The organism is Gordonia sp. YC-XJ4 (genome assembly GCF_059511865.1).
Genome location: NZ_CM183447.1, coordinates 511,300 through 524,590 on the forward strand (window position 1 = coordinate 511,300; position 13,291 = coordinate 524,590).

The following is a 13,291-nucleotide window of genomic DNA, read 5'->3' on the forward strand; positions in this document are numbered from 1 at the left end:
CCCTCAGCAGTTGACCTTGGCGATCACGTTGTCGGCGTACCAGTTCAGGTGATCGAGCTTCTTCTGCAGGGGTTCGGTATCGTCGCCGACGATGTAGGGCAACCGGAAGCCGACGATGACGTCGGTGATGCCTTTGTCCTCCAGGCGTTTACAGCCATCGACGGTGTACGCGTCGAGTGAGATGACATGGATCTCGAAGGGGTCGTTGAGTTTTCCCTCGGCCTTGCGGATGTCGGTGATCTTGTCCAGCAGGGCGTCGAGTTCCTCGGGCGGCCCACCGCCGTGCATCCAGCCGTCGCCGCGGACCACCGCTCGACGCAGTGCGGCATCGGCGTGACCGCCGACGAGCAGAGGAATCGGTTCGGTTGGCGCAGGGGCCATCTTGATCTTCGGGATATCGTAGAACTCGCCGTGGAACTCGAAGTATTCCCCGGAGGTGAGCCCACGGAAGATGTCCATGCACTCGTCCATGCGCTTTCCGCGCCTGCGGAAGTCGACCCCCATGAAGTCGTAGTCCTCGGGCCAGGGGCTCGTGCCGACCCCGAGCGCGAGCCGGTTGTTGGTCAGGTACGCAACTGAACTCGCCTGCTTGGCGACGAGGGCCGGCGGGCGGACCGGTAGCTTGAGCACGAACGGTGTGAAGCGAATCGTCGAAGTGACCGCTCCCAGGGCGGCCGCCTCGATGAAGGTCTCGATGAACGCCTTGCCCTCGAGGAACTCCCGGTTGCCGTCGGGCGTGTACGGATAGGTCGCGTCGGACTCCTCGGGGTAGGCGAGTGAGTCCGGAATCGTGAACCCCGCATATCCCGCTGCCTCGGCGGCCTGCGCCAGCGGCGCGTAGTAGGCCGGATCGGTCATCGCCTCGGCGAAGGTGAAACGCATGTTCTACTCCCGAATAGCCCGTTGTGGTCCGTCTCCACAGTAGAACATGTTCTAGTTTTGTGGGGCAAGGTTCGAGGAGGGCAGCGCTAACGGCGCGAGAGAGCTTGATCGGGGTCGACAAACCGGGGTGAATCACCCCTCACTCCGGCCGGACGAACCGCTCCCGTCGGCCGAGCCGCTGCAGGCGCAGCCACTCGGAGAAGCCCTTGACGTCGTGCTGTTGCACCAGGAAGTACCAGCCGAATCGCGCATACTCCTGCGGGAGCAGCTTGCGCATCCCGGGCTGACTCATCAGGTAGCCGCGATTGCGGTAGGTGAAGAACCGTTTGGTCGGGTTGTCCGGGTACTGGGTGTGCATCCGACCGCCCATGATCGGCCGGAACTCGTCGGAGCCGTAGGGGTGCAGATACGCAGTGGTCAAACAGGTTCCGAATGGCAGACCGGACCGCTGCAGCCGGCGATGCATCTCGACCTCGTCACCGCGGAAGAACAGACGCAGGTCCGGCACGCCGACCATGTCCAGCGTGTCCGCGCGGAACAGGGCTCCGTTGAACAGCGACGCGATGCCGGGCAACAGATCGTCGCCGCTGTCCTCGCCGCCCTCGAACAGCTCGGAACGCTTACGCCGCCAGGCGATTCCGCGTCGAAGCGGAAATGCAAGGGTATCCGGATCGTCGATGTTGACGACCACCGGTGACACCTCGGCGAGGTCGTGGCGGGTTGCGCAGCCCAGTAGGATCTCGAGGACCTCGGGCCCCTCGGGTCGGCCGTCGTCGTCGGCGCACCACACCCAGTCGGCGCCGAGGGCCAGTGCGTGCAGCATGCCCAGCGCGAAACCGCCCGCCCCACCGAGATTCCGCGCGGACCCCAGATATGTTGTCGGAACAGGCTGAGCAGCAACGAGTTCGGCGACCGCTGCCTCATCGGCATTGTCGACGACGACGATGTGGTCGACGGGCCGGGTCTGCGTGGCGAGGACCGACAGTGATGCGGCCAGCAGCTCCGCGCGCCGATGGGTGACGACGACCGCAACGATCTTGTCGCGCATGCTCATTCGGCGGTGTCGGCTTCCTTCTTCAGGCCGTCGAGAACCTCACGCACATGCGATGCCGCCTCGGGACCCTCATAGGCGTTCACCACGTCCTCGATGCCGCCGTCCATGCGCACCTCGCCGTGATCGATCCACAGGGCGCGGTCGCACAGCTGGGCGAGGAATTCGTTGGAGTGGCTGGCGAAGACGAGGATGCCCGAGCGCTCCACGAGTGCCTCGAGGCGGGTCCGCGCCTTCTTCATGAACTCGGCGTCGACGGCGCCGATGCCCTCATCGAGGATGAGGATCTCTGGATCGATGCTGGTCACCACGCCGAGGGCGAGTCGCACCCGCATACCGGTGGAGTAGGTGCGCAGCGGCATGTTCAGGTAGTCGCCGAGCTCGGAGAACTCCGCGATCTCGTCGGTCTTCTTGAGCATCTCCTTGCGGGTCAGTCCCAGGAACATGCCGCGGATGATGATGTTCTCGTAGCCGGAGATCTCCGGGTCCATGCCGACCCCGAGGTCGAAGACGGGCGCGACGCGGCCGGTCACCTGGCAGTGCCCGCGCGTCGGCTCGTAGATCCCCGACAGCAGTCGCAGCAACGTCGACTTGCCCGCGCCGTTGTGCCCGACCAATCCGACGCGATCGCCGTGCTCGAGATGCAGATTGATGTTCTTGAGGGCCTCGACGACGATCACGTTCGACGCATTGGCGCCGATCACGCCGCCGGCCGCACCGATCACCGATTTCTTCAGCGAGCGCGTCTTGGCGTCGAAAATCGGGAAGTCGACACACGCATCCCAGGTGTCCACCCGGACGGTGCTCTTGCTGGTCGCCATGGTTGTCGCCTTATCTCCGCCGGTCACACCCAGTAGGCCACGCGGGCGCGGTAGTTGCGCATCACGGCCAACGCCATCAGCCAGCCGACGATCGTGCAGCCGATCACGACCGCCCAGTGATAGAAGGCCACCGACTCACCGAGCAGCGGGCCGCGCGCGATGTCGAGGTAGTGATACATCGGGTTGAGTTCGACGAGTTTGAGTCGCTCCGACTTCTCTCCGGTCTGCTTGCCGAGGTTCTCGGTGGTCCAGATGATCGGCGTCATGAAGAACACCAACTGCACCGCTGTGGTCAGCAGCTGGCCGATGTCGCGGAAGCGGGTCGAGAGGATGCCGAAGACGATCGACACCCACACGCCGTTGATGACGAACAGCGCGATCGCCGGGATCACCAGCAGGGCAGTCCAATTCAGCGGCTGCGGGAAGATGATCAGGATGGCGATGTAGATGACGATGTTGTGGGCGAAGATGATCAGCTGACGCCACACCATCCGGTAGACGTGCACGCTCACCGGCGACGGGAGCTGTTTGATCAGTCCTTCGTTCTTCGAGAACACCTCGGCGCCCTCGAGGATCGAGTTCTGGATGAAGTTCCAGAAGATGAACCCGAGCGTCACGTACGGCAGGAACGACTTGATGTCCATGTGGAACAGCTCGCCGTAGAGCAGGCCCATCGCGACCGCGGTGACACCGGTGGCGATGGTGATCCACAGGGGACCGAGCAACGAGCGGCGGTAGCGCTGCTTGATGTCCTGCCACCCGAGATGCAGCCACAGTTCGCGGGCGTTCAGACCCGCCGACAGGTCGTCGAACGCCCGGCGCATGGACCGCGACGTCGCACCTGTGGGCGGCGGTGGGACCCGCCCCTGCATCACTTCGGCTGACACGAGGCCACAGCATACAAGCGCCGGGCCCACCGCCGGCGTTCAGAGGTGCCGATCAGAGGTACTGGCCGGTGCTGCCGTGTCCGCCCGCCGACGGTGTCATCCCCGGGGGCAGCGCACCCTGACGCATCTGCTCGAGTTGAGCGCGAGCGGCCATCTGCTGGGCGAACAGGGCGGTCTGGATGCCGTGGAAGAGCCCCTCGAGCCAGCCGACGAGCTGGGCTTGGGCGATCCGCAGCTCGGCGTCGGACGGGGTGGTGTCGTCGGTGAACGGTAGGGCCAGCCGCTCGAGCTCCTCGCGCAGCTCCGGTGCCAGCCCGTCCTCGAGTTCGCGGATCGACGACTCGTGGATCTCGCGCAGCCGGTTACGGCTCGCCTCGTCGAGCGGAGCCGCACGGACCTCTTCGAGCAGTTGCTTGATCATCGTGCCGATCCGCATGACCTTCGCCGGTTGCTCGACCATGTCGGCGACGTTGGATCCGTCAGAGGACTCCGAGGAGGAGTCTTCCGACGCAGCCTGGGTACCCAGCGGCGAATCGGCACCCAGGACGACGACCGAATCGTTGTCGGTCTCGGACGCTCCGTCGCGATCGGGGGTGGCAAAGGGATTCGCATTGTTGCCGTCTATGACCATGTTCTCCATTGTGCCCAACCCGCTTGCGGCCAACGCACGGAACCGGTCATCGGATACCCGCCGATCGGCGCGCAGGCCGCGTCTATCGTGGGGCCATGCCCTTCGACGTCGCCCATGCGCGTGGACTTTTTCCCTCGCTCGGCGACGGCTGGATTCGCTTCGATCCGCAGGCCGGGATGGTGATCCCGGACTCGGTGGCCTCCGCGGTGTCCCGCGGATTCCGACAGCTCGGGGCGTCGGCGCGGGGCCGGTATCCGGCGGCGCGGGAGACCGCCGAAGCCCTCGACGGCGCCCGCCGGGCCATCGCCGATCTGGTTGCCGGGCAGGCCTCCGGCGTGGTCCTCGGACCGTCGCGTTCGGTGTTGCTGTGGACGCTCGCCGAGGCGATCAACCCCAACACATGGCTGTCGGGCAACGTCGTCGTCAGCCGCCAGGACGACGAGCCGAACATCCTGCCGTGGGTGCGCGTCGTCGACCGCGTCGGTGGCACGCTGCGGTGGGCCGAAATCGACGTCGAAACCGGAGAACTGCCGACCTGGCAGTACGACGATCTGATCGACCGGCACACCGCCGTCGTCGCGGTTCCGCTGGCCTCGTCGACGCTGGGCACCCTCACCGATGTCGGCGACATCGCCGCGCGGGCGCGGGAGGTCGGCGCGATGGTCGTCGTCGACGCGTCGAGCGCCGCGCCCTACCTTCCGCTCGACATCGACGAACTCGGCGCCGACGTCGTCGTCGTGTCCGCCGAACGGTGGGGTGGGCCGCGGATGGCGGCGATGGTCTTCGCCGAGCCGCGCGCGATCGACCGGTTGAACACGATGTCATCGGATCCGCATGCGGTGGGGCCCGAGCGGCTCGAGATAGACGAGCATCAGGGCGCTCTGCTCGCCGGTCTGGTCGCTTCCGTCGAGCATCTCGCGGGTCTCGACGAGACTGCGCTGGGTAAGCGTCGGCGACGGCTGACGACCGCTCTCGACGGCGTCAACGAGTATTTGCAGCGGCTCGGTTTCTACCTCGTCAATTCGCTTGACCAGCTCAATCATGTGTCGGTGATCGGCAAGAGCGACAACCGGGTGCCGTTGGTCAGCTTCGCCGTCGACGGCGTCGGGGCCGATACCGTGGTCCGCAGGCTTGCCGACAACGGAATCTGTGCGCTCGCCGATCTACCGAGCCGTGCGCTCGCCCGGATGGGCGCCGGCGATTTCGGAGGAGCTGTCACCGTCGGGCTCGGGCCGTATTCGACACCTTACGAAGTCGATCATCTCGTGCGGACACTCGGTTCGCTGGCGTGAAGTGGACAACTTCTGTCGGTCGCCTGACCCACTGAGTTAGTAAGTTCTGCTCTGGTGCACTATTTTGTGGAAAGTGAACACCGAGGAGTCCGCGCGGCTGTCCGACGCTGAGTTGGCCGTGTGGAGCGCTTTCGTCGACGGGGGCTGGGCCCTGATGGCCGAGGTGACCGCGGGCTTCAGCGCCGCGGGGGTCTCGGTCAATGACATGCGGGTGCTCGAGATCATCGCCGCCCGGGAGTCGATCGGGATCAGTGAGATCGCCGCGGCCATGCATGCCGGCGTGAGCACGGTGTCCCGCGTGGTCGCCCGCCTCATCGACGACGAAATCCTCGAACGCGTGCACTCCCGCTCGGATGCCCGGCACCGACTGGTCCGCCTCACCGCCCACGGACGGGCCCAACTGCGCGCACAGCTCGACATCCGCGACGCGGTGGTTCGCAAGCATGTCATCGAGGTGCTCAGCGCCGAGGAATTCGAGTCCCTCGGCCGCATCTTCGGCAAGATCCGCGACGGCTCCTCGGCCCGACCCTGTCCGGACGGGCTCGCCTGAGCCGTCAGCTCTTGGCGCCGGGGGTGACCGGCCTTGGGTGATCAGTCTGCAGTGATCAGACTGCAGTGATCAGTGATCAGACTGCGGCCACGCGCAGCAACACCTTGCCGATCGCCTCGCCGCTGTCGAGGCGATCATGCGCTGCCGCGGCGTCGTCGAGGTCGTAGACGCTGTCGATGACCGGCAGCACCTTGCCCGCCTCGATCAGCGGCCAGGTCAGCGTTCGCGTGTGCGTCACGATCTGGGCCTTGCCGCCGTCCCCATCGACCGGTCGGGATCGCAGCGTCGTCCCGATCACCGACGCGCGTTTACCCATCAGCGCGGCGATCGACAGCTCGGCCTTGGTGCCGCCCTGCATGCCGATGATGACCAGGCGGCCGCCGGTGCGCAGCGCAGAGATGTTCTGCGTCAGGTACTTTGCGCCGATGATGTCGAGAATGACGTCGGCGCCTCCGCTTTCGGTGATCACCTCAACGAAATCGTCTGTGGCGTAATTGATCAGGATGTCGGCGCCGAACCCGGCGCATCGATCGAGCTTGGCCGCGGTACGTGCGGTGACGGCGACGCGGGCGCCGAGTGCGTGGGCGAGCTGAATGGCGTGGGTGCCAATACCGCTCGATCCGCCGTGGACGAGGAGCAGTTCACCAGCTCGCAGACCCCCGGCCTCGATGACGTTGGAAACCACCGTGCACGCCACCTCCGGTAGCGCCGCGGCGTCGGCGAGAAGAACCCCGGCCGGGACCGGCAACACCTGCGCCGCGGGAACCGCCACCCTCTCGGCGTATCCGCCGCCGGCGAGCAACGCGCACACCTCGTCGCCGACCGACCAGCCCGACACCCGTGCCCCGACCTCGCTGATCCGGCCCGAGACCTCGAGCCCGAGGGTCTCCGGTGCGCCGGGAGGCGGCGGATAGTTGCCGCGGCGCTGGAGAAGGTCAGCGCGGTTCACCCCGGCCGAGACGACGTCGATGACGACCTCGCCGAGGTCGGCGACCGGATCGTCGATGGTGGAGACGGACAGATCGCCTGACGAAGAAACGGTGACGGCACGCATGTCCCGATCGTGGCACAGGGCGGCCACTGAGCGCGGTCGGTGCTGGTGGGCGCGCTGGGTGCACGGGCCGCGTCCACCAGCTGGCGACGCGTGAAGAGATCGGTGAGGACCCGTGAGCCGATTCGGCCGGGTGCTGGGCCCTCACGTACCCTTTTCGGCAGGGAAGCGTGGCAGAGCGGCCGAATGCACTCGCCTTGAAAGCGAGCGTGGGTAAAACCACCGGGGGTTCAAATCCCTCCGCTTCCGCAGAGAAGGGCCAGGTCAGAGTGGTAACGCTGACCTGGCCCTCGACGTGCGTGGGGACGGGCCAGGAAAGTTGACACACGAGTTGACACATTCGACCTGGGAATACTCGTAGAATTACTCCGTGGCCAACCTCCCCAAGGGCGTCGAGAAGATCACCTACAAGTCCGGAACGGTGCGATATGAAGCCCGCGTCGATGCTGAGGTGAACGGTGCTCGCAAGCAGCAGCGGCGTCGGTTCAAGACCGTGGCCGAGGCCAGTGAATACCTGAAGTCGGCTCGTGCCGACGCGGTGGCGGGCCGGTTGGTGCCGTCCACCGGGTTGACGGTCAAGGCGGCGGTAGACGAGTGGTTGGGAGCGCAGCAGCTCGCGCCGTCGACCAGGGCCGCGTACGCCGCGGCGCTGGCGCCGGTGGTCGAGGCATACGGACGACGCAAGGTGCAGACGATCGAAAAGTCCGACGTCGTGGCGCTGATCAAGGACCTGCGCGAGGGGAACGGCCCGGGTGGCCGGAAATGGGCGCGCACGTCGATCAACCCGATGCGCGCTCGGTGGCAGTCGGTGTGGGCGGACCTCGTCGAGCAGGGAAAGGTCAGTCGCAACCCGGTTGAACTCGTCAAACCCCTGCGCAAGCGCGACGATCCGGTGGCGGCGACGAAGGGTGCGTTAGATCTCTCGGACCGGTTGACCGACGCGGAGGTGACGCGGCTGGAAGCTGCGCACCCGGCCACGCCGCCGGCCGAGGGCCACCTGCGATCGCCCGGGTATTTAGCCGCGCTAAGAGCTCCGATGATCGCGCTGGGCCTCGTCGGCCTGCGACGCGGGGAGATGGCGGGGTTGCGGTGGTCGTCGATCGACCTGGAGCACGGGACCATGAAGGTGGCCGTGACGACGCGGATCGCGGTGCGCGGCAAAGTCATCGAGCAAGGCGTCGGTAAAACCGAGTCGGCGGGGCGCTGGCTCCCACTGCCGGAGCCGACGCTCGCGGTGCTGCGGGCGGCGAAGGCTCGCCAGGACAGCGAGAGGAAGCGGTACGGGAAACGGTGGGTGGGCGGCGACGATCCGTACGTGTTGACGCAGCAAAACGGTCGTCCGACGTCACCACGAACGCTCAACTTCTGGTGGAACGATGCGCTCGCGGCGGCGGGGGTGCCGCAACGGCGGCTGCACGCGTCGCGCCACACGGCGGCGTCGAGGTTGATCGCGATGGGCGTCACGCCGGCGGAAGTGGCCGCGTGGCTGGGGCACAGTGACGGCGGGGAACTGGTGCTGAGGACGTATGCGCACGTGCACAAGGAGGATCTGCGCGCCGTCGCGTCGGCACTGGATTACAGCCGCGAGCGAGTGCTGCCCGAGAACAGGGGGCCCGTGCACTGGATTGATCAAGAACTTCCCGCGCACGCGGTCGAAGCCCTGGGAATGGTGCGGGACCCGGAGACGGGAGAGTGGGTCGTCGACGGGTCGTGAGGTCGGTTGTCGACGGCGGTCGTCGACGGGGTCGTGACGGTGGCCGTCGTCAACGCCACCTGTCCTCTTCGTGTCCAAGGACCACTGGTTCGAAAGCTCGTCCGGCCGTTGGTCCTTAGACGCGGTGGAAGGAGCGGGGGTGAGGTCGGTTGTCGACGGCGGTCGTCGACGGGGTCGTGACGGTGGCCGTCGTCAACGCCACCTGTCCTCTTCGTGTCCAAGGACCACTGGTTCGAAAGCTCGTCCGGCCGTTGGTCCTTAGACGCGGTGGAAGGAGCGGGGGTGAGGTCGGTTGTCGACGGCGGTCGTCGACGGGGTCGTGACGGTGGCCGTCGTCAACGCCACCTGTCCTCTTCGTGTCCAAGGACCACTGGTTCGAAAGCTCGTCCGGCCGTTGGTCCTTAGACGCGGTGGAAGGAGCGGGGGTGAGGTCGGTTGTCGACGGCGGTCGTCGACGGGGTCGTGACGGTGGCCGTCGTCAACGCCACCTGTCCTCTTCGTGTCCAAGGACCACTGGTTCGAAAGCTCGTCCGGCCGTTGGTCCTTAGACGCGGTGGAAGGAGCGGGGGTGAGGTCGGTTGTCGACGGCGGTCGTCGACGGGGTCGTGACGGTGGCCGTCGTCAACGCCACCTGTCCTCTTCGTGTCCAAGGACCACTGGTTCGAAAGCTCGTCCGGCCGTTGGTCCTTAGACGCGGTGGAAGGAGCGGGGGTGAGGTCGGTTGTCGACGGCGGTCGTCGACGGGGTCGTGACGGTGGCCGTCGTCAACGCCACCTGTCCTCTTCGTGTCCAAGGACCACTGGTTCGAAAGCTCGTCCGGCCGTTGGTCCTTAGACGCGGTGGAAGGAGCGGGGGTGAGGTCGGTTGTCGACGGCGGTCGTGTAGGGATGTAGGGATTGAAATCTGTCCCTACAGGTGCCCCTACACGGTGAACATCCAGCTCAAAGCATGTTTTTAGGCCTGGATGTAGGGATGTAGGGATCTTTTCAAGAAAATAATGCAGGAGAGAACACCTCGATCTTCTGGCTGTGTGCATGTATGAACATTTTCGTTCGATCGTCCCTACATCCCTACATAGGGTGCTGAATTACCGGCGTGAGCTGCGTTTATTCTTTGTAGGGGCACCTGTAGGGATCAAGACCTGTCCCTACATCCCTACACGCGGTCGTCGAGGGATCTCTGAATCACAACCGGAGGCGTGTGGTGTTGGTTGAGCGTCACATCGCACATGTTTGCCTTTGTTCAGAAAATACTCGCCCCGCGAAGAAGGTGCTGATGGAGACCTGTAAAGGCGGCTTTGAGTGAGTGCATTTCCATTACTCGTGATCGATTGAAACGCCCTCTGAGCTGCGCTTTTCGCGCTGTAGGTAGTTGCGCTGCGTGAGCGTTTAGTGGAGTCTGTAGGCATGGATAGGCATCGAGATGAGGGACGAGAAATGGGAGCAGTGGTAACCGAATCGACACCAGTGTCAGCGACGGAATGGCTGACGGTCGAGGAGTACGCGGCGGTGAAGCGGCGAAGTAAGTGGACGGTGTACCGGTATTTGAAGGCTGGACTGATTCCGGGCGCTGAACAGCTGGTGCCCGGCGGGCGCTATCGCATTCCGGCATCTGCTGCGTAGGAAAGAAAGAGCGCCATCCCTCTGGCGAAGGAACGGCGCTCAACAACCTCATCACGACCAAATGAGAAAGGTTTGTCAATGACAGTGTATGACGAGGTGATCGATGATGTCGAGCTGCCGGTCGAGCGTGATGAAATTGGATTCGAGCCTGAGCCGGAGGTGCCGGAGTCAGTCGAGCCGTCAACATATGACGAAGCGCTCAAGCGAGGAACCGCCCGGGCGCTGGCAGAGCTGAGGAATGCCGGCGACCTGCCGTCGCCAGCCAGCGCCGCGGCGCTGGTGCTGAGCCACAGCAACGCAGAGGCGGCGGCGTGGGCCGTCGAGGTCGGCGAGAAGCTGCGGCCCCTGCGGATGATCCGTCCGCGACAGGCCGCGGACGTGGCGATGCTGTACCTCGATGTCGCGCTCATCCCGGCTACGGAGTCGCAGGATTTGCGCAGCACCGCGATGATCGGCGTGTACGACGACGTCGAGGGTCTGTACGAAGAGTGCTCGGGCGAGACGAACCTGCTGACGGTGTTCCTGCGCTCGATGGTCTACGACTCGGGGACGAAGTGGATCGCGGAATCGGTTGCCGCGATCCGGGATCTGGCTCCGGTGCGGTACCAGTGCGACGATCCTGATCTGGTTCCGTTGGACGACTGCATCTACCGGATGTCGACGGGCGAGCGGTTGCCGTACGCGCCTGAGGTCGTGTACATGGCCAAGGCGCGGACGCGCCTGCCGGAGACCGAGCCGGAGTTGCCGCGGATCCAGAATCCGGACGGCAGCTGGTGGGACCCGGACTCCTGGCTACTCGAGACGATGGGGACGCCGGAGCTGGCGCGTCAGATCCACGAGGTCAACAACTACCTGCTTCGGGTCCGGGCGTTCTCGGACGACAAGGTGGTGCTCTACGACTCGCAAAGCGGTAACAACGGAAAGGGCACGATGCTGGCGCTGCACCGTGGCGTCATCGGCGGACCGAAGGGCCTGCGGTGCGCGTCTGTGCCGTTGGACCGATTTGGCACCAAGGACGTGAACTTCGCCCTGGCATCGATGCTGCACGCGGCAGCCAATCTGTGCGATGAGTCCGAGACGGGGGCTTTTCTGTCGTCGTCGGCTGCGTTTAAGCAGACCACCTCGCATGATCCGATCGAGATCAACCGCAAGCACCGGGATGCACTCACGGTCAAGCTGTTCGTTGGGATGGTGTTCTCGATCAACAAAAAGCCGAAGTTCAAGGACAAGACCGAGGCTGTGTTGCGCCGCCTGCATATCGTCCCGTTCGGGAATCGGTTCATGTCCGACGGCAGCACCGAGATCGTCAAGAATCCGCTGATCAAGGCCGACTACGTGAAGCGGCCCGAAGTGCGCGAATGGTTTGTCTGGCAAGCGCTCAAGGTGATCGGGCCGATCACCGAGTTCAGCGTGCCCGACGAGGTTGCGCAGGGGCTGGAGGACTACCGCGAGGACAACGACCCGATCATTGACTTCTGGCGGCGAGTCGAGCCGCAGTTCACGGCGAGCTGCTTGGACTATCTTCCGCTGGAGATGCTCTACGACTTGCACCGGGCGGAGTCCCGCGCCAAACGGGGAACGTCGGCCGCCGTTGAGTCGCTCCGCAACTTCAGCGACCGCTTGGTCGAGGAGGCGCTCAAGGGCGGTGTATGGCGCGAGGAGCGTCATACCGGTGGCCGTCGGGAGCGCAAGCAGAAGTCGATGACCTCGTGGTCCGGCGTCGGCGCACCTCTGGTCGATGAGGCGTTCGGCGATCTCGGCCGATCCTGGATGGAAGAGCGTGATACCGGTGTCAGCACGTCCTACTACGAGCAGGTAGCCGGTGATGAGCGTGTTGCGCGGTGGGGTCGGCACAGCGTTGTCCCCTGCGCCGCTCGGTCGCCGAGGTCGATCCCGCTGCCACCGCGAACGTCGTGTTTGGTGCGGGATCTGCCGCCGTTGCCGACGATGTCCCCGACATTGCTGCCGCGAGTTGAGGCCCCCGAGGACGTTGCGTTCACGGCATCGCCGATCACTGCGGCCGAGATCAACTCGTTTGCGGCGTGGCTCGACCGGAGCGGTGCCATCCCGCCGGAGTTCAGTGTCGGCCAAGGAACAGGAAGGAACGAACCATGAATCGCCAACAGCGCCGAGGGCAAAGCCGAAAGGGATCGTTGGGCCCCGAGGAGTTCAGGCGCGAGCTTCGCTTGGCCGCGTCGGGTGATCCGGCAGCGGACCCATCGGTAGCGGCCTTCTGGGCGCAGCACATGGCCACCACCGGCGTCGTTGCGGCCGCGCTGAACGATCGCGGTATCGAGGTGCTGCGTCACCGGAACACCGATGAGAACCTCATCGCCGGCGTCGATCTCGACGGTGCCGGTGTCCCGCGGCAACCCGAGGGCGACGGCTGATCTGCATCCTCATGTCATCTCATCTTGTCTGAGGACCATCGGACGAACACTGCACGAAACACCCCCGCACCGGCCCGGTGCGGGGGTGTTTTCCATTGCGCTCCAGAGCCTTTCGGTAACCGAGAGCCTCCATCAGAGGCGTTGTGGCGGCGAAACGGGCCGTTACCGGAGGCGACAACGCCTCGACAACGCCGCAATATTGCGTCGGAAGGTCACCCTCAGCCTCCGATCGGAGGCGACAACGCCTCGACAACGCCTCCTGCTTGCGTCCGAAGGGTGCCCTCAGCCTCCAATCAGAGGCGATGGAGCGGCGAATTGAGCCGCTATCGGAGGCGATCATGCGGCGATCTTGCGTCGTAGGGTGCCCTAAGCCGCAACATGGCCTCCACATGGGCCGTGT

12 protein-coding genes and 1 tRNA gene are annotated in these 13,291 nt (G+C 65.2%); 7 read left to right on the forward strand and 6 right to left on the reverse strand.

Annotated elements, in window-relative coordinates; all coding sequences use genetic code 11:
* Positions 1-3: 3 nt before the first annotated feature.
* The 5 genes from AC5ZH6_RS02230 to AC5ZH6_RS02250 all read right to left on the reverse strand — a co-directional run bounded on the left by AC5ZH6_RS02230 (position 4) and on the right by AC5ZH6_RS02250 (position 4,272).
* Complete coding sequence (locus AC5ZH6_RS02230) at positions 4-882, reverse strand: TIGR03619 family F420-dependent LLM class oxidoreductase (RefSeq protein WP_288337351.1); 879 nt, start codon at positions 880-882, stop codon at positions 4-6.
* A 139-nt stretch (positions 883-1,021) separates the two neighbouring features.
* Positions 1,022-1,936: a galactofuranosyltransferase GlfT1 gene (gene glfT1 / locus AC5ZH6_RS02235; RefSeq protein ID WP_288337352.1), complete on the reverse strand. Its 915-nt coding sequence runs from the start codon at positions 1,934-1,936 to the stop codon at positions 1,022-1,024.
* Positions 1,933-2,754 (reverse strand): galactan export ABC transporter ATP-binding subunit Wzt/RfbE, encoded by an 822-nt coding sequence (gene wzt, locus AC5ZH6_RS02240; protein ID WP_006369281.1) that lies wholly within the window; start codon positions 2,752-2,754, stop codon positions 1,933-1,935. Before wzt ends, glfT1 begins: the two co-directional genes overlap by 4 nt.
* Before the next feature lie 23 nt (positions 2,755-2,777).
* Positions 2,778-3,626: a galactan export ABC transporter permease subunit Wzm/RfbD gene (gene wzm, locus AC5ZH6_RS02245; RefSeq protein ID WP_165776348.1), complete on the reverse strand. Its 849-nt coding sequence runs from the start codon at positions 3,624-3,626 to the stop codon at positions 2,778-2,780.
* Between the two features lie 67 nt (positions 3,627-3,693).
* Complete coding sequence (locus AC5ZH6_RS02250; protein ID WP_006369283.1) at positions 3,694-4,272, reverse strand: bacterial proteasome activator family protein; 579 nt, start codon at positions 4,270-4,272, stop codon at positions 3,694-3,696.
* A 95-nt stretch (positions 4,273-4,367) separates the two neighbouring features.
* Between AC5ZH6_RS02250 and AC5ZH6_RS02255 the strand changes: the two genes are divergently transcribed.
* Together AC5ZH6_RS02255 and AC5ZH6_RS02260 are read left to right on the forward strand one after the other, a co-directional pair.
* The gene (locus AC5ZH6_RS02255) at positions 4,368-5,564 is read left to right on the forward strand and encodes an aminotransferase class V-fold PLP-dependent enzyme (protein WP_014358530.1); all 1,197 of its coding nucleotides are present in this window, start codon (positions 4,368-4,370) and stop codon (positions 5,562-5,564) included.
* Between the two features lie 73 nt (positions 5,565-5,637).
* Positions 5,638-6,114, forward strand: a complete 477-nt coding sequence (locus AC5ZH6_RS02260; RefSeq protein WP_014358531.1) for a MarR family winged helix-turn-helix transcriptional regulator — start codon at positions 5,638-5,640, stop codon at positions 6,112-6,114.
* Positions 6,115-6,190: 76 nt separating this feature from the next.
* Here AC5ZH6_RS02260 and AC5ZH6_RS02265 read toward each other — a convergent pair whose 3' ends face one another.
* Positions 6,191-7,168 carry an NAD(P)H-quinone oxidoreductase gene (locus tag AC5ZH6_RS02265; protein ID WP_288337353.1) on the reverse strand — a complete coding sequence of 326 codons (978 nt, stop codon included), beginning with the start codon at positions 7,166-7,168 and terminating at the stop codon, positions 6,191-6,193.
* 161 nt (positions 7,169-7,329) lie between these two features.
* Here AC5ZH6_RS02265 and AC5ZH6_RS02270 point away from each other — a divergent pair.
* The 5 genes from AC5ZH6_RS02270 to AC5ZH6_RS02290 all read left to right on the forward strand — a co-directional run bounded on the left by AC5ZH6_RS02270 (position 7,330) and on the right by AC5ZH6_RS02290 (position 12,891).
* Positions 7,330-7,414: transfer RNA gene (locus AC5ZH6_RS02270), tRNA-Ser, on the forward strand.
* Positions 7,415-7,535: 121 nt separating this feature from the next.
* Positions 7,536-8,879, forward strand: coding sequence for a tyrosine-type recombinase/integrase (locus AC5ZH6_RS02275; RefSeq protein WP_496168335.1), 1,344 nt, complete (start codon positions 7,536-7,538; stop codon positions 8,877-8,879).
* Positions 8,880-10,315: 1,436 nt separating this feature from the next.
* The gene (locus tag AC5ZH6_RS02280; protein ID WP_496168337.1) at positions 10,316-10,501 is read left to right on the forward strand and encodes a helix-turn-helix domain-containing protein; all 186 of its coding nucleotides are present in this window, start codon (positions 10,316-10,318) and stop codon (positions 10,499-10,501) included.
* A gap of 78 nt (positions 10,502-10,579) precedes the next feature.
* Entirely contained in the window at positions 10,580-12,616 is a 2,037-nt protein-coding gene (locus AC5ZH6_RS02285; protein ID WP_496168338.1) for a DUF5906 domain-containing protein, read from the forward strand.
* On the forward strand, positions 12,613-12,891 hold the full coding sequence (locus tag AC5ZH6_RS02290; RefSeq protein WP_168547771.1) for a hypothetical protein: 279 nt from the start codon (positions 12,613-12,615) through the stop codon (positions 12,889-12,891). Before AC5ZH6_RS02285 ends, AC5ZH6_RS02290 begins: the two co-directional genes overlap by 4 nt.
* Positions 12,892-13,291: the final 400 nt, after the last annotated feature.

What these genes read in the sequence shown, in the direction of transcription:
- AC5ZH6_RS02280 (WP_496168337.1), top strand. Translation starts at nt 10,316, where the DNA reads ATGGGAGCAGTGGTAACCGAATCGACACCAGTGTCAGCGACGGAATGG.
- AC5ZH6_RS02290 (WP_168547771.1), top strand. Translation starts at nt 12,613, where the DNA reads ATGAATCGCCAACAGCGCCGAGGGCAAAGCCGAAAGGGATCGTTGGGC.
- glfT1 (WP_288337352.1), bottom strand. Translation starts at nt 1,936, where the DNA reads ATGAGCATGCGCGACAAGATCGTTGCGGTCGTCGTCACCCATCGGCGC.
- AC5ZH6_RS02285 (WP_496168338.1), top strand. Translation starts at nt 10,580, where the DNA reads ATGACAGTGTATGACGAGGTGATCGATGATGTCGAGCTGCCGGTCGAG.
- wzm (WP_165776348.1), bottom strand. Translation starts at nt 3,626, where the DNA reads ATGCAGGGGCGGGTCCCACCGCCGCCCACAGGTGCGACGTCGCGGTCC.
- wzt (WP_006369281.1), bottom strand. Translation starts at nt 2,754, where the DNA reads ATGGCGACCAGCAAGAGCACCGTCCGGGTGGACACCTGGGATGCGTGT.
- AC5ZH6_RS02265 (WP_288337353.1), bottom strand. Translation starts at nt 7,168, where the DNA reads ATGCGTGCCGTCACCGTTTCTTCGTCAGGCGATCTGTCCGTCTCCACC.
- AC5ZH6_RS02230 (WP_288337351.1), bottom strand. Translation starts at nt 882, where the DNA reads ATGCGTTTCACCTTCGCCGAGGCGATGACCGATCCGGCCTACTACGCG.
- AC5ZH6_RS02250 (WP_006369283.1), bottom strand. Translation starts at nt 4,272, where the DNA reads ATGGTCATAGACGGCAACAATGCGAATCCCTTTGCCACCCCCGATCGC.
- AC5ZH6_RS02255 (WP_014358530.1), top strand. Translation starts at nt 4,368, where the DNA reads ATGCCCTTCGACGTCGCCCATGCGCGTGGACTTTTTCCCTCGCTCGGC.